We start from the raw sequence: 15,819 nt of genomic DNA on the forward strand, positions 1-15,819 counted from the left end.
TTGCGGCGGTGCGACACCCCTCACAGCGTAAAATTTCGCCTTCCTGCCGCCAGCCCCTTGCTCATGACCTCCTTCGCAAAAGAAACCCTGCCCATCAGTCTCGAAGAGGAAATGCGCAGCAGCTATCTCGATTACGCCATGAGCGTGATCGTGGGCCGAGCGCTCCCCGACGCCCGCGATGGCCTCAAGCCCGTGCACCGGCGCGTGCTGTACGCGATGCATGAGCTCAACAACGATTGGAACCGGCCATACAAGAAGTCGGCCCGTATCGTCGGTGACGTGATCGGTAAATATCACCCGCACGGCGACCAGTCGGTCTACGACACCATCGTGCGACTGGCCCAGGATTTCTCGATGCGCCACATGCTGGTCGACGGCCAGGGCAACTTCGGGTCGGTCGATGGAGACAACGCGGCCGCAATGCGGTATACGGAAATCCGGCTGGCCAAAATTGCGCACGAAATGCTGGCCGATATCGATAAGGAAACTGTCGACTTTCAGGACAATTACGACGGTTCGGAAAAAGAACCGAAAGTGCTGCCCAGCCAGTTGCCGAATTTGCTGGTCAATGGCTCCGGCGGTATTGCGGTCGGTATGGCCACCAATATCCCGCCGCACAACCTGAATGAGGTTGTCGACGCCTGCCTGCACCTGCTGCGCAACCCCGAAGCCAGCATCGACGAGCTGATGGAAATCGTGCCGGCGCCCGACTTCCCCACCGCCGGCATCATCTACGGCATCAACGGCGTGAAGGACGGCTACCGCACCGGCCGCGGCAAGGTCGTGATGCGCGCCAAGTGCCACTTCGAGGACATCGACCGCGGCCAGCGCCAGGCGATCATCGTCGACGAGCTCCCCTACCAGGTCAACAAGAAGACGCTGCAGGAACGCATGGCCGAGCTGGTGCACGAGAAGAAGATCGAAGGCATCAGCCACATCCAGGACGAGTCCGACAAGTCGGGCATGCGCCTGGTGATCGAGCTCAAGCGCGGCGAAGTGCCCGAGGTGGTGCTCAACAACCTCTACAAGCAGACGCAGCTGCAGGACACCTTCGGCATCAACATGGTGGCGCTGGTAGACGGCCAGCCCAAGCTGTGCAACCTGAAGGACCTGATCCAGGTATTCCTGCAGCACCGCCGCGAAGTGGTCACGCGCCGCACCGTCTTCACGCTGCGCAAGGCCCGCGAACGCGGCCACGTGCTCGAAGGCCTGGCGGTGGCGCTCGCCAACATCGACGAATTCATCCGCATCATCCGCGAATCGCCCACGCCACCCGTTGCCAAGGCCGAGCTGATGACCCGCAGCTGGGACAGCAAGCTGGTGCGCGAAATGCTCACGCGCACGCGCGCCGACGGCGGCGTGATCAACGCGGACGACTACCGCCCCGAAGGCCTCGAGCGCGAGTTCGGCATGGGCGGCGACGGCCTCTACCGCCTGTCGGAAACGCAAGCCCAGGAAATCCTGCAGATGCGCCTGCAGCGCCTGACCGGCCTCGAGCAGGACAAGATCGTCGCCGAATACAAGGACGTGATGGCCGAGATCGACGACCTGCTCGACATCCTCGCCAAGCCCGAACGCGTCTCGACCATCATTGGCGAAGAACTCGGCACCATCAAGCAGGAGTTCGGCCAGTCGAAGACCGGCGCGCGCCGCAGCCTGGTGGAGCACAGCGCCTACGACCTCTCGACCGAAGACCTGATCACGCCGACCGACATGGTCGTCACGCTCTCGCACAGCGGCTACATCAAGAGCCAGCCGCTGGGCGAGTACCGCGCACAAAAACGCGGTGGTCGCGGCAAGCAGGCCACGGCCACGAAGGAAGACGACTGGATCGACCAGCTTTTCATCGCCAACACGCACGACTACATCCTGTGCTTCTCGAACCGCGGCCGGCTGTATTGGCTCAAGGTGTGGGAAGTGCCGGCGGGTTCACGCGGCTCGCGCGGACGCCCCATCGTCAACATGTTCCCGCTGCAGGAAGGCGAGAAGATCAACGTCGCCCTCGCCCTGACCGGCGATAAGCGCAACTTCCCGGCCGACCAATACGTATTCATGGCAACCTCGATGGGCACGGTCAAGAAGACGGCGCTCGACGAGTTCAACAACCCGCGCAAAGGCGGCATCATTGCCGTGAACCTCGATGAAGGCGATTACCTGATCGGCGCGGCACTCACCGACGGCAAGCACGACGTGATGCTCTTCAGCGACAACGGAAAAGCCGTGCGCTTCGACGAGGAAGACGTCCGGCCGCTGGGCCGCAACGCCCGCGGCGTGCGCGGCATGTCGCTGGAGCCGGGCCAGGGCGTGATCGCCATGCTGGTGGCCGAGGATGAGCAGCAAAGCGTGCTCACCGCCACGGAAAATGGTTACGGAAAGCGGACAAGCATTACCGAATACACCCGCCACGGCCGGGGAACCAAAGGCATGATCGCGATTCAACAGAGTGAGCGCAACGGCAAGGTCGTTGCCGCCACTCTGGTGCATGCGGATGATGAGATCATGCTCATCACCGACAAGGGCGTGCTGGTGCGCACCCGGGTTGCCGAAATTCGCGAACTTGGTCGCGCAACGCAAGGCGTTACGCTGATCGGGCTCGACGAAGGCGCCAAACTCAGCGGGCTACAACGTATCGTCGAAAACGACGCGAATGGCGAAACCGAGCCTGACGCGGACGGTACTTCCTCATCTTCAACGGAGAATCCTCAGTGAAAAAAATCAAACTCGCGCTTCTGACGGTCGCCCTGGCTGGCAGTTCGATGGCCGCCATGGCCCAGGACAAGGCCACGCTCATCAAGCAGTTCATCGACATCCAGCGCCCCGGCATCGAATCGCTGGCACGCGGCCTGGTCGAGCAATCGAGCGCTCCGATCGCACAGGCGGGTTCGCAGTACCTCCAGACGCAAGTGCCTGAAGCCAAGCGCGAAGCCGCCGCCAAGGCTGCCGACGCCGAACTGAAGAAGTACTTCGACGAGACCTATCCGATCGTTCGCGACAAGGCCATTCAACTGGCCCCAGGCGCCCTCACCCCGCTGCTGGAGCAGAACTTCAACGAAGACGAACTCAAGCAGCTGCTGGCCTGGATCAACTCGCCCCTGAGCAAGAAGTACCAGGACCTGAACCCGAAGATGCAGACCGCACTGACGGAAAAGCTCGTGTCCGACACGCGCGCCTCGGTCGAACCCAAGATGCGCGCACTCGACACCGCCGTCGCCAAGGCACTCGGCGCGCCGACCGACGGTGCTGCCCAAGGTTCCGCTCCCGCCAAGGCACCTGCCAAGGCTCCAGCCAAGAAGTAAAAGCAACGTGACCCAGCAGCAGACGCCGGCCGGCAAGCGCCCCTACAACTTCTCGGCCGGTCCGGCTGCCATGCCGGAGGCGGTGCTGCAACGCGCCGCCGCCGAAATGCTCGATTGGCAGGGCAGCGGCATGAGCGTGATGGAAATGAGCCATCGCGGCAAGGAATTCGGCACCATCTGCACGCAGGCCGAAGCCGACTTCCGCACGCTGCTGGCCGTGCCTTCGCATTTCCACATCCTGTTCATGCAGGGTGGCGGCCTTGGCGAAAACGCCATCGTGCCGATGAACCTGTCGCGCGGCAAAACCGCCGATTTCGTCCTCACCGGCAGCTGGAGCATCAAGTCGCACAAGGAAGCGCAGCGCTATTGCACGGCGCGCGTGGCCGCCAGCAATGCCGAGGACCAGCATACGAAGCTGCCCGATCCGTCGACCTGGCAACTCTCCAAGGATGCCTCGTACGTGCACGTATGCTCCAACGAGACCATCAACGGCATCGAATTCCAGCAACTGCCCGACCTGGCCGCGCTCGGCAGCAATGCCCCGCTGGTCATCGATTTTTCCTCGCACGTTGCTTCGCGCAGCGTCGACTGGGGCCGCGTGGGCCTTGCCTTCGGCGGCGCACAAAAGAATCTCGGTCCCGCCGGCCTGACGATCGTGGTCGTGCGCGACGATCTGCTGGGCCACGCGCTCGAGATCTGCCCGAGCGCGTTCAACTACAAGACCGTGGCCGACAACAACTCCATGTACAACACCCCGCCGACCTGGGGCATCTACATGGCGGGGCTCACGTTCCAATGGCTGCTGCAGCAGACCGAAGGCACGCACACCGGCATCGCCGCCATGGAGCAGCGCAACATCGCCAAGGCGAAGCTGCTGTACGGTTTCATCGACGGCTCCGACTTCTATGCCAACCGCATCGACCCCGGCTGCCGCTCGCGCATGAACGTGCCGTTTTTCCTGGCGGACGAAAGCCGCAACGAAGCTTTCCTGGCCGGCGCGCGCGAGGCCGGGCTGCTGCAGCTCAAGGGCCACAAGTCGGTGGGCGGCATGCGTGCAAGCATCTACAACGCCATGCCGCTGGCAGGCGTACAGGAACTTGTGAGCTACATGCGAGAATTCGAGCGATCGCATGCCTAGGCGCATGCCCTAGCTGCTCGCACGATGACCGCCTCCACACCCACAACGCCCTCTTCTCCTTCCGATAAATCAGAAAGCCTGGCCGATCTGCGCGTGCAGATCGACTCGCTCGACCAGCAGCTGCTGAGCCTGCTCAACGAACGAGCCCACGTTGCCGAACTGGTCGGCGAGGTGAAGAAGCGCGAGGGCACGCCGTTCTTCCGCCCCGACCGCGTGGCGCAGGTCATCGAGAAGATGAAGAAAAGCAATGGCGGTCCGCTCAAGGATCTCCATGTGGCGGCCATCTGGCGCGAAATCATGTCGGCCTGCCTGGCGCTCGAATCGCCGCAACGCGTGGCCGTTCTCGGCCCCGAAGGCACTTTCTGCGAGCAGGCGGCCATCGAGTATTTCGGCGGCGCCGCCGACCTGATCTATTGCGCCAGCTTCGACGAGGTGTTCCACGCCACCGCCGCGGGCAGCGCCCAGTACGGCGTCGTCGGCGTCGAGAACTCGACCGAAGGCGTGGTCACGCGCTCGCTCGACCTGTTCCTGCATTCGCCCACCCACGTGGTCGGTGAAGTCAGCCTGCTGGTGCGCCACCACCTGCTGCGCAGCAGCAATTCGCTCGAAGGCATCGAGGCCGTGCTGGCCCATCCACAGGCGCTCGCGCAATGCCAGACCTGGCTGTCCAAGCACCTGCCCAACGCCGAGCGGCGCGCCGTATCGAGCAACGCCGAAGGCGCCCGCCTCGCGGCGACCAACCCGGCCTGGGCCGCGCTGGCCGGCGAACGCGCTGCCACCCGCTTCGGCCTGCACATCGTGGCGCATGCCATCCAGGACGACTCGTACAACCGCACCCGCTTCTCGGTGATCTGCCTGCCGCAGACGCTGGCCATGCCACCGGCCTCGGGCCGTGACTGCACGAGCCTGATCGTCTCGGTGCCCAACCGGCCCGGCGCGGTGCACGACCTGCTGGTGCCGCTGAAGGCCAACAACGTGTCAATGACGCGTTTCGAGTCGCGTCCCGCGCGCACCGGCCAGTGGGAGTACTACTTCTACATCGACCTCGACGGTCACCCTTCGCAGCCCAACGTGGCCGCGGCGCTGGCCGAACTGCGCGGACTCTGCGCCTTCTACAAGGTGCTGGGCGCCTATCCCGTCAAGGCCTGAGCGGCAGGCAAGCAGAAGCATGTTCGAACAACTGGGACTGATCGGCTGCGGCCTGATGGGCGGCTCGTTTGCGCTCGCACTCAAGCGCGCGAAACTGGTGAAACGCGTGGTGGGCTACAGCAAGTCGCCCTCCACCACCGAGCGGGCGCGCCAGCTGGGCGTGATCGACGTGGTGGCGCCTTCGGCGTTGCTGGCGGTATCGGGCGCCGACATCGTGCTGCTGGCGGTGCCGGTGGCGGCGTCGGAAGCCACATTCAAGGCCATCCGCCATGGCATATCGAGCGAAACGCTCGTGATGGACGTGGGCTCGACCAAGGGCGACGTGATCGAGGCCGCACGCAACGGTCTGCAGAAGCAGTTCGCGAACTTCGTGCCGGCGCATCCGATTGCCGGCAAGGAGCTCTCGGGCATCGAGCATGCAGAGGCTTCGCTTTTCACCGGCCGCCAGGTCGTGCTGACGCCCGTCAAGACCACGCTGCGCTCCAATGTGCAGCGGGCCTCGCAGGCATGGAGCGGCATCGGCGCGCATGTCGTCACCATGACGCACGACGAGCACGACGCCGCCTTCGCCGCCGTGAGCCACCTGCCGCACCTGCTGGCCTTCGCGTACACCAACGCCATCGCCAGCCAGCCGCAGGGCGACCGGTTCCTGAGCCTCGCGGGCCCAGGCTTTCGCGACTTCTCGCGCATTGCCGCGAGCGACCCCGTCATGTGGCGCGATGTGCTGCTGGCCAACCGCGAACAGGTGCTGCAGCAGTCGAAGGCCTTCCGCAAGGCGCTGGAAGACCTTGAAGCACTGATGACCGCAGGCGACCTGCAGGCACTGGAGCAATCCATCGCCGCCGCCAGCAAGACCCGCGCGGCCTGGAAGCCGGCCACCGACACCTCGTCGCAGCAGCAGGACAACTGAGATGTTCTCGACGGCCTTCCTCGATCTCCCGCCTCTCGCAGGCGCGGCCGGCACGGTCCGGCTGCCGGGCTCCAAGAGCATTTCCAACCGCGTGCTGCTGCTCGCTGCGCTCGCGAGCGGCACCACCACGATCCACGACCTGCTGGACTCCGACGACACGCGCGTGATGCTCGACGCCCTGCGCGCGCTCGGCTGCGGCATCGACCCTGCGGGCAGCGCGCTGCGCATCACCGGCCTGGGCGGGAAGCTGAAGCCCAACGAAACGCTGCTGCCGCTGTTCCTCGGCAATGCCGGCACCGCGATGCGCCCGCTGACCGCGGCGCTGTCGCTGCTGGGCGGTGAGTTCGAGCTCAGCGGCGTGCCGCGCATGCACGAGCGCCCGATCGGCGACCTCGTCGATGCACTGACCCAGCTTGGCTGCCGCATCGACTATCTCGGCAACCCCGGCTACCCGCCCCTGCGCATCCACCCCGTGCCGCACGGCGAACTCGCGCTCGATGCGCCGATCCGCGTCCGCGGCGACGTATCGAGCCAGTTCCTCACTGCCTTGCTGCTGGCGCTGCCGCTTGCGGCAGCCGACGACATCGTGATCGAGGTGATCGGCGAGCTGATCTCCAAGCCCTATATCGAGATCACGCTGAACCTGCTGGCGCGCTTCGGCATCCAGGTGCAGCGCGACGGCTGGGAGCGTTTCACCATTCCCGCAGGCAGCCGCTACAGCTCGCCGGGCGACATCCACGTCGAGGCCGATGCCTCCTCCGCTAGCTATTTCATAGCACTGGGCGCCATCGCAACGGGCGTCTCGGGCAGGAACGGCATCCGGATCGAGGGCGTGGGCGCCGATTCGATCCAAGGCGACATCCGCTTCATCGACGCCGCCCGCCAGATGGGTGCGCTGGTCGACAGCGGCCCGAACTGGCTCGAAGTACGCCGCGGGGCGTGGCCGCTCAAGGCCATCGACCTCGACGCCAACCACATCCCCGACGCCGCGATGACGCTGGCCGTGATGGCACTCTACGCCGACGGCCCGAGCACGCTGCGCAACATCGCGAGCTGGCGCGTGAAGGAAACCGACCGCATCGACGCCATGGCCAACGAGCTGAAAAAGCTTGGCGCCGCCGTCGAAGCGGGCCCCGACTTCATCCGCGTGCACCCGCTGGCGCAGTCCGGCTGGCTACCGGCAAGCATCCGCACCTACGACGATCACCGCGTGGCCATGTGCTTCTCGCTCGCGGCCTTCAACCCGGCCGGCGTGCCGGTGCGCATCCTCGATCCGCACTGCGTCGCCAAGACCTTCCCCGATTACTTCGAGACCCTGTTCTCGGTGGCCGAGGCCGCCGAGGTGCCGGTGATCTGCATCGACGGCCCGACCGCCTCCGGCAAGGGCACGCTGGCCGCCGAAGTGGCGCGCCTGCTGGGCTACCACTACCTCGATTCGGGCTCGCTGTACCGCGTGACCGGCCTCGCCATGCGCCGCGCCGGCCTGGACGCCAATGCCGCGAACGAACCGCAGATCGCCACCCTCGCCGCCGCGCTGCCCTTGCAGTTCACCGAGGGAAAGGTGCTGCTGGACGGGGAAGACGTAAGCGACGACATCCGCACCGAAGCCGCCGGCATGGACGCCTCGCGTGTCTCCGCGCTGCCCGCCGTGCGCGAGGCGCTGCAGGACCTGCAGCACCGCTTCCGCCGCCTGCCCGGCCTGGTGGCCGACGGACGCGACATGGGCACCGTGATCTTCCCCGATGCGGAGCTCAAGGTGTTCCTCACGGCCGGCGCCGCCCAGCGTGCCGAACGGCGCCATAAGCAGTTGATTTCAAAGGGTATTTCGACTACACTCGACAGTCTTCGCTCCGACTTGGAAGCACGCGACGCCCGGGACTCTTCCCGAAGCGTGGCACCTCTGAAGCCGGCGCAAGACGCTCGCCACCTCGACAACTCCCAGCTGTCAATCGAACAATCGATCGACACGGTGTTGAACTGGTGGCAAGAAATTCAACCGTTCAAGCCCGCTTGAGCGGTTGAAGTGCAGCTCTTCAAGTCCGCTTGAGGGGCTCGCGCCAACCGGGTTTTCCGGGTTGGCGCCTACCGCTCCGGCAGGCTCCTTCCGCGCGACAGCGCACCGGCCTGCTGGTTGTTCAACCAACCGGGCTCATGCCCACAACCAACCGCCGTCTACAGACCCACAGCAGCCGCACGCAATTTCGCATGAGCGCCTGCCAACCCTGCATGACGGAAGGAACCATAAATGTCTGAATCTTTTGCCGACCTATTCGAAGAGTCCCTGAAGCGTTCCGAAATGCGCACCGGCGAGGTCATCACGGCCGAAGTCGTGCGTGTCGAACACAACCACGTCGTGGTCAACGCCGGCCTGAAGTCCGAAGCGTATGTGCCGATCGAAGAGTTCAAGAACGACAAGGGCGAACTCGAAGTCCAGGCCGGCGATTTCGTTTCCGTTGCCATCGGCAGCGTTGAAAACGGCTACGGCGACACCATCCTCTCGCGCGACACCGCCAAGCGTCTGGCTTCGTGGCTCGCCCTGGAGAAGGCCCTGGAATCGGGCGACTTCGTCACCGGTACCACCAGCGGCAAGGTCAAGGGCGGCCTGACGGTGCTCGTCAACGGCATCCGCGCATTCCTGCCGGGCTCGCTGATCGACACGCGTCCGATCAAGGACCTGACCCCGTACGAGAACAAGACCCTCGAATTCAAGGTCATCAAGCTCGACCGCAAGCGCAACAACGTCGTGCTGTCGCGCCGTGCCGTGGTCGAAGCCAGCATGGGCGAAGAACGCGCCAAGCTGATGGAAACGCTGAAGGAAGGCGCAGTCGTGCGCGGCGTGGTCAAGAACATCACCGAATACGGTGCGTTCGTGGACCTCGGCGGCATCGACGGCCTGCTGCACATCACCGACATGGCATGGCGCCGTGTTCGCCACCCGAGCGAAGTCGTTCAGGCCGGCCAGGAAATCACCGCCAAGATCCTCAAGTTCGACACCGAGAAGAACCGTGTCTCGCTGGGTCTCAAGCAAATGGGTGACGACCCGTGGATGGGCGTTTCGCGCCGCTACCCGCAATCGACCCGCCTGTTCGGCAAGGTCACGAACATTGCCGACTACGGCGCGTTCGTCGAACTCGAACCCGGCATCGAGGGCCTGGTGCACGTCTCCGAAATGGACTGGACCAACAAGAACATCGCTCCGAACAAGATCGTCTCGCTGGGCGACGAAGTCGAAGTCATGGTCCTCGAGATCGACGAAGACAAGCGCCGCATCAGCCTGGGCATGAAGCAGTGCAAGGCCAACCCGTGGCAAGAGTTCGCGCAAAACACCAAGCGTGGCGACCGCGTCAAGGGCCCGATCAAGTCGATCACCGACTTCGGCGTGTTCGTGGGTCTGGCTGCCGGCATCGACGGCCTGGTTCACCTCTCGGACCTCTCGTGGAACGAAGCCGGCGAAACCGCCGTTCGCAACTACAAGAAGGGCCAGGAAGTCGAAGCGATCGTGCTGGCTGTGGATGTCGACCGCGAGCGCATCTCGCTGGGCATCAAGCAACTCGACAGCGACCCGTTCACCACGTTCACCACCGTGAACGACAAGGGCCAGATCGTGACCGGCAAGGTCAAGACCGTGGACGCCCGCGGCGCTGAAATCGACCTCGGCGAAGACATCATCGGCTACCTGCGTGCTTCGGAAATCTCGCGCGACCGCGTCGAAGATGCCCGCAACGTGCTCAAGGAAGGCGACGAAGTCACCGCCATCGTCGTGAATGTGGATCGCAAGACCCGCAACATCCAGCTGTCGATCAAGCAGAAGGACATGGTCGACGAACAAGGCGCCATGGCCAGCCTGAGCCAGCAGTCGGCACGCGAAAACGCGGGCACGACGAGCCTGGGCGCCCTGCTGCGCGCCAAGCTCGACAACAACGACAGCAAGTAAGCTGAGTCCGAAGACAGAGCAGGCCCTGGGGCCGCTCTGTCTTTTTTTTCGTCCACGTTTTTCGTTTATGTTCGGCCTATGACCCGCTCAGACCTTGTCGAAGAACTCGCAGCGCGCTTTGCACAGCTCACGCACCGCGATGCCGAATACGCCGTCAAGACCATCCTCGACGCGATGAGCGACGCGCTGGTGCGCGGGCACCGCATCGAGATCCGCGGCTTCGGCAGCTTCTCGGTCAACCGGCGTCCGCCGCGCATCGGCCGCAATCCGCGTTCGGGCGAGAGCGTGCAGATCCCCGAGAAACGTGTGCCGCACTTCAAGCCCGGCAAGGCGCTGCGCGAGGCCGTGGATGCACGCACCGCGGAGCTCGACGCCGGCAAGGAAACCAAGGGCCGCAAGGCCTGACCCGCGGCCCGTCCCGACGGCCGCAAAACGTAGAATCGTCCCGCCAACGGGAACGTGCATGAAATACCTCCTGTGGCTGCTCAAGGCAGCCATTTTTTTTACGCTCTTTGCTTTCGCGCTGAACAACCAGCACGACGCAACCGTCTATTTCTTCTTCGGCACCTACTGGCGCGCGCCGTTGGTGCTCGTGGTGCTCGCGGCCTTCGCCGGCGGGCTCGTGGTGGGCGCGCTCGGCATGCTGCCGGGCTGGTGGAAGCATCGCACCGCAGCGGCGCAACTGCCCGCCGCCTCCGAGGCCCAGCCATCCGCGCCGTCGGTCGCCACGAGCACTCCTGCATCGGCGCCGTCCATCTCCGCCACCGACCTTCCCGCCGTACGTCAACATGGACTTTGATCCCAGCTGGCTGTTGATCAGCCTGCCCGTCGCCTTCGTGCTGGGCTGGCTCGCATCGCGCTTCGACATCCGCCAGCTCAAGCTCGAAAACAGGCAAGCACCCAAGGCCTACTTCCGCGGCCTCAACTTCCTGCTCAACGAGCAGCAGGATCAGGCCATCGACGCCTTCATCGAGGCCGTGCAGAACGACCCCGACACGCAGGAGCTGCACTTCGCGCTCGGCAACCTCTTTCGCCGCCGCGGCGAGTACCAGCGCGCGGTGCGCGTGCACGAGCACCTGCTGGGCCGAGGCGACCTGAGCCGCAGCGACCGCGAACGCGCGCAGCACGCGCTGGCACAGGACTTCCTGCGCGCCGGCCTGCTCGACCGCGCCGAAGCCGCACTGCAGAAGCTCGAAGGCACGCGCTACGAGAACGAGGCGCGGCTGTCTCTGCTGGCCATCTACGAGCGCTCGCGCGAATGGGCGCAGGCCGCCGACGTAGCGCAGAAGCTCGACGAGTCCGACCAGGCCAGCTACAGCACGCGCCGCGCGCATCACCTCTGCGAGCAGGCGACCGAGCGCGTGGCGGCAGGCGACCTGTCGAGCGCGGCGAAGCTGCTCGCGCAGGCCGTTGGACTTGCGCCGCAAGCACCGCGCCCCGCCATCGACACAGCCAACCTGCAGTTGCGCAAAGGCGAAGCGGCCGCGGCCTTCGACACGCTCGTGGCCCTGAGCGACACAGCACCGCTGGCGCTGCCGCTCTATGCGGCCACACTGCAGCAGGCCGCCGTGGCCGCGCACCGCCAAGGCGAGGCGCTCGCGCTGCTGCAACGCCGCTACGTGGAGTCGCCGTCGATCGACGTGCTCGAAGCACTGATGGCGCTCGGCGGCACACCGACCGCCACCGCCGAAGAACCCAATCCCACGCCGCGCGATGGCTACATCGCGCATCTTGCACAGCAGCCCTCGCTGGTCGCTGCCTCGCGCTGGCTCGCGGGCGAACACTTCGAACACCAGCAATTCCATCCGCAGGTGCAGCGCGCGCTCGACCAGGCTACGCGGCCACTCATGCGCTATCGCTGCGCTGCTTGCGGCTTCGAGGCGCACCAGTACTTCTGGCACTGCCCCGGCTGCCAGGCCTGGGACAGCTATCCGCCGCGCCGCGTCGAAGAACTCTGATCACATTTTTGAACAATGGTCACGTGGCGGCCGGTGCGGCTTCCACGGGTCAACGCGCTTCTTTTGTGCCTCGTTGAGCCTGGGCCGGCGCTCTTGTCGGCTGTCAGTCATATCAACAAGACAAAGGGAGTTCCCATCATGTTCAAGAAAATCCTGGCCGCAACGGCCATGCTGTTCGCGGTCGTTTCGTTCGCCGCCGTCGACGTCAACAAGGGCACGGCCGCCGATCTCGACGGTGTCAAGGGCGTCGGCCCTTCCATGTCCAAGCGCATTCTCGACGCGCGCAAGGAAGGCGAGTTCAAGGACTGGCCCGACCTCATGCAGCGCGTGAAGGGCGTCAAGGAAAAGAAGGCCGCCAAGCTGTCAGCCGAAGGCCTGACGGTCAATGGCCAGGCCTTCGGTGGAGCGGCAGCTGCCGCTCCCAAGGAAGGCAAGACAGGCAAGGTAGCCAAAGCCGCCAAGCCCTGATTTCCTACCCGGTCCTATAGCAAGCAAGCCGCCTGTGGGCGGCTTTTTTCATGCATGCACCAAGGCAGGGAAATGCCTCAGGGATGGTCCGGATTTTGCTCGTATGCTCGTTTTCGTTTTCACTTTCATACGTTCCGGAGAGCTCATGAATCACAAGTTCGGCATCGCCCTCGCTGGCCTGACCCTTGGCGCCGCAGCCTTCGCGCAGACCAAGTGGGACCTGCCCACCGCCTACCCGGCGAGCAACTTCCACACCGAGAACGTCACCCAGTTCGCGAGCGACGTGGACAAGGGCAGCGGCGGCAAGCTCAAGATCACGGTGCACGCCAATGCCTCGCTGTTCAAGGCACCCGAGATCAAGCGCGCAGTGCAGGGTGGCCAGGCGCAGCTCGGCGAGATCCTCCTCGTGAACTACCAGAACGAATGGCAGCTGTTCGGTGCCGACGGCATCCCCTTCCTGGCCGACAGCTACGACGCCGCCTGGAAGCTCTACCAGGCACAGAAGCCTGTGCTCGAGAAGAAGCTGGCCGAGCAAGGCATCGTGCTGCTCTACACGGTCGCCTGGCCGCCGCAAGGCATCTTCGTGAAGAAGGAAATTGCATCGGCCGCCGACCTGAAGGGAGTGAAGTGGCGCGCCTACAGTCCCGCCACCGCGCGCATCGGCGAACTCGTCGGCGCGCAGCCCGTCACGGTGCAGCAGGCCGAGCTCTCGCAGGCCATGGCCACGGGCGTGATCGAGTCGTACATGTCCTCGGGGTCGACCGGCTACGACACCAAGACCTACGAATACATCAAGAACTTCTACGACACCCAGGCCTGGCTGCCGAAAAACGCGGTGCTCATGAACAAGAAGGCCTTCGATGCGCTCGACAAGCCCACGCAGGACGCGGTGCTCAAAGCGGCGGGGGAGGCCGAGAAGCGCGGGTGGGACCTGTCGAAGAAAAAGAACCTCGAATACCTCGACCTGCTCAAGAAGAACGGCATGACGGTGCACGTGCCCTCCGCACAGCTCAAGGCCGACATGAAGAAGGTCGGCGACACCATGCTCAAGGAGTGGACCGAGAAGGCCGGTGCCGAGGGCCAGGCCGTCGTCGACGCCTACAAGAAGATGTGAGGCGGACTCGAACTGCACCCGATGCGCAAGACGCTTGACCTTCTCTACACGAGTGCCGCCGCATTGGCGGCGCTCTTCATGGTCGCCCTGCTGGCGATGGTCCTCCTGTCCATCCTCGGCCGCCAGCTTCACTTCAACATTCCCGGCATCGATGCCTACGCCGGCTACCTGATGGCCGGCGCGGGCTTTCTGGCGCTCGCGCACACGCTCAAGCGCGGGGAGCACATCCGCGTGACGCTGGTGCTGCAGACCCTGCCGCCCGCGGCGCAGCGCTGGCTCGAGCGCTGGGCGATGGCCGCCGCGGCGCTCCTCGCGCTGCTGTTCGCCTGGTACAGCGTGCGCCTTGCCTGGCAGTCGTTCGACTTCCACGACATCTCCACCGGCAACGACGCCACCCCGCTGTGGATGCCGCAACTGTCTATGGCGCTCGGCGCCATCGTCTTTGCCGTCGCGTCGCTGGACGAACTCGTGATCGAGTGGCGTGGCCGCCCCGCCAAGGCCGTCGAGACGGAGGCCCTTCGCCATGAGTGACCTCGTCGTCGCAGGCCTCCTGATCGCCGCGCTGTTCCTGATCCTCGGCAGCGGCGTCTGGATCGGCCTCACGCTCTCGGGCGTGGCATGGATCGCCATGCAGATCTTCTCGTCGCGCTCAGCCGGCGACGCCATGGCCGTGACCATCTGGGGATCGGCCTCGAGCTGGACGCTCACCGCGCTGCCGCTGTTCGTGTGGATGGGCGAGATCCTGTTTCGCACCCGTCTCTCGCAGGACATGTTCAAGGGTCTCGCACCCTGGATGCAAAGCCTGCCGGGCCGGCTGCTGCACACCAACGTGGTGGGCTGCGCGGTGTTTGCCGCGGTCTCCGGGTCGAGCGCGGCCACTTGCGCCACCATCGGCAAGATGAGCCTGCCCGAACTCAAGCGCCGCGGCTACCCCGACGACATGGTCATCGGCACGCTGGCCGGCGCGGGCACGCTCGGCCTCTTAATTCCGCCGTCGATCATCATGATCGTCTACGGGGTGAGCGCGGACGTATCGATCGCTCGGCTGTTCATCGCGGGCGTCATCCCGGGCATCATGCTTGCGCTGCTGTTCTCGGGCTACATCGTGTTCTGGGCGCTGCGCCACCCCGACCGCGTCCCGCCGGCCGACGCGAAGCTTCCTTTCATGGAAAAGCTCAAGGCCTCGATGTCGCTGATCCCGGTGGCCCTGCTCATCCTGTCGGTGCTCGGCTCCATCTATGCGGGCATCGCCACCGCCACCGAGGCGGCGGCCGTGGGCGTGGTCGGCGCGATGATCATCTCGGGCGCGCAGGGCTCGCTCACCTGGCAAAGCTTCAGGGACGCGTTGCTGGGAGCCACGCGGCTGTACTGCATGATGGCGCTGATCCTCGCGGGCGCGGCCTTCCTCACGCTGGCCATGGGCTACATCGGCCTGCCGCGGCACCTGGCCGAATGGATCGGCTCGCTGGGCCTGTCGAAGTTCCAGCTCATCCTGGCGCTGGCTGCCTTCTACATCGTGCTGGGCTGCTTCCTCGACGGCATCTCGATGGTGGTGCTGACCATGGGCGTGATCATGCCGACGGTCACGGCAGCCGGCATCGATCCGGTCTGGTTCGGCATCTTCGTCGTGCTGGTGGTCGAGATGGCGCAGATCACGCCACCCGTGGGCTTCAACCTGTTCGTGCTGCAAGGCATGACCGGCAAGGATCTGCTCTACATCGCGCGCGTCACCTTGCCGATGTTCTTCCTGATGGTCGCGGCCGTGCTGATCATCTACTTCGTGCCGCAGTTGGTGACCTGGCTGCCGCAGCAGATGGCGCCCTGAAACCGCGGGGCGGCGCGCCGACAATAG

Annotated in this window: 14 protein-coding genes; all 14 read left to right on the plus strand. The window is 65.0% G+C overall.

Translation table 11 applies throughout. From position 1 onward, the window contains the following. The first annotated feature begins 63 nt into the window (after positions 1–63). The 14 genes from gyrA to ACCD11_RS16810 all read left to right on the plus strand — a co-directional run bounded on the left by gyrA (position 64) and on the right by ACCD11_RS16810 (position 15,792). Positions 64–2,709, plus strand: coding sequence for a DNA gyrase subunit A (gene gyrA, locus ACCD11_RS16745; RefSeq protein WP_007829380.1), 2,646 nt, complete (start codon positions 64–66; stop codon positions 2,707–2,709). After that, a complete protein-coding gene (locus ACCD11_RS16750; RefSeq protein ID WP_007829373.1) occupies positions 2,706–3,296 on the plus strand; it encodes a DUF2059 domain-containing protein in 591 nt (196 codons plus the stop codon). Before gyrA ends, ACCD11_RS16750 begins: the two co-directional genes overlap by 4 nt. Positions 3,297–3,303: 7 nt before the next feature. Next, positions 3,304–4,434: a 3-phosphoserine/phosphohydroxythreonine transaminase gene (gene serC, locus ACCD11_RS16755; protein ID WP_413314740.1), complete on the plus strand. Its 1,131-nt coding sequence runs from the start codon at positions 3,304–3,306 to the stop codon at positions 4,432–4,434. Positions 4,435–4,458: 24 nt separating this feature from the next. Continuing rightward, positions 4,459–5,583, plus strand: coding sequence for a prephenate dehydratase (gene pheA / locus ACCD11_RS16760; RefSeq protein ID WP_413314741.1), 1,125 nt, complete (start codon positions 4,459–4,461; stop codon positions 5,581–5,583). 19 nt (positions 5,584–5,602) lie between these two features. After that, entirely contained in the window at positions 5,603–6,493 is an 891-nt protein-coding gene (locus tag ACCD11_RS16765; protein ID WP_007829368.1) for a prephenate dehydrogenase, read from the plus strand. Position 6,494: 1 nt separating this feature from the next. Then, the gene (locus tag ACCD11_RS16770) at positions 6,495–8,507 is read left to right on the plus strand and encodes a bifunctional 3-phosphoshikimate 1-carboxyvinyltransferase/cytidylate kinase (protein WP_413314743.1); all 2,013 of its coding nucleotides are present in this window, start codon (positions 6,495–6,497) and stop codon (positions 8,505–8,507) included. 231 nt (positions 8,508–8,738) lie between these two features. Next, positions 8,739–10,427 (plus strand): 30S ribosomal protein S1, encoded by a 1,689-nt coding sequence (gene rpsA / locus ACCD11_RS16775; RefSeq protein ID WP_007829366.1) that lies wholly within the window; start codon positions 8,739–8,741, stop codon positions 10,425–10,427. 78 nt (positions 10,428–10,505) lie between these two features. Then, positions 10,506–10,832 (plus strand): integration host factor subunit beta, encoded by a 327-nt coding sequence (locus ACCD11_RS16780; protein WP_007829365.1) that lies wholly within the window; start codon positions 10,506–10,508, stop codon positions 10,830–10,832. Positions 10,833–10,890: 58 nt separating this feature from the next. Beyond that, positions 10,891–11,226, plus strand: coding sequence for a lipopolysaccharide assembly LapA domain-containing protein (locus ACCD11_RS16785; RefSeq protein WP_007829364.1), 336 nt, complete (start codon positions 10,891–10,893; stop codon positions 11,224–11,226). Beyond that, on the plus strand, positions 11,216–12,385 hold the full coding sequence (gene lapB / locus ACCD11_RS16790; protein ID WP_413314745.1) for a lipopolysaccharide assembly protein LapB: 1,170 nt from the start codon (positions 11,216–11,218) through the stop codon (positions 12,383–12,385). The genes ACCD11_RS16785 and lapB overlap by 11 nt, the downstream gene beginning before the upstream one ends. A 138-nt stretch (positions 12,386–12,523) precedes the next feature. Then, positions 12,524–12,853, plus strand: a complete 330-nt coding sequence (locus tag ACCD11_RS16795) for a ComEA family DNA-binding protein (RefSeq protein WP_413314746.1) — start codon at positions 12,524–12,526, stop codon at positions 12,851–12,853. Positions 12,854–12,998: 145 nt separating this feature from the next. Next, on the plus strand, positions 12,999–13,967 hold the full coding sequence (locus tag ACCD11_RS16800; RefSeq protein ID WP_413314747.1) for a TRAP transporter substrate-binding protein: 969 nt from the start codon (positions 12,999–13,001) through the stop codon (positions 13,965–13,967). A 21-nt stretch (positions 13,968–13,988) separates the two neighbouring features. After that, positions 13,989–14,498, plus strand: a complete 510-nt coding sequence (locus ACCD11_RS16805; protein WP_413314749.1) for a TRAP transporter small permease — start codon at positions 13,989–13,991, stop codon at positions 14,496–14,498. After that, complete coding sequence (locus ACCD11_RS16810) at positions 14,491–15,792, plus strand: TRAP transporter large permease (RefSeq protein ID WP_413314750.1); 1,302 nt, start codon at positions 14,491–14,493, stop codon at positions 15,790–15,792. The genes ACCD11_RS16805 and ACCD11_RS16810 overlap by 8 nt, the downstream gene beginning before the upstream one ends. The last annotated feature ends 27 nt before the right edge of the window (positions 15,793–15,819 follow it).

This window comes from Variovorax sp. Varisp36 (assembly GCF_047304235.1).
In the GTDB taxonomy this organism is placed as follows: Bacteria; Pseudomonadota; Gammaproteobacteria; order Burkholderiales; family Burkholderiaceae_C; genus Variovorax.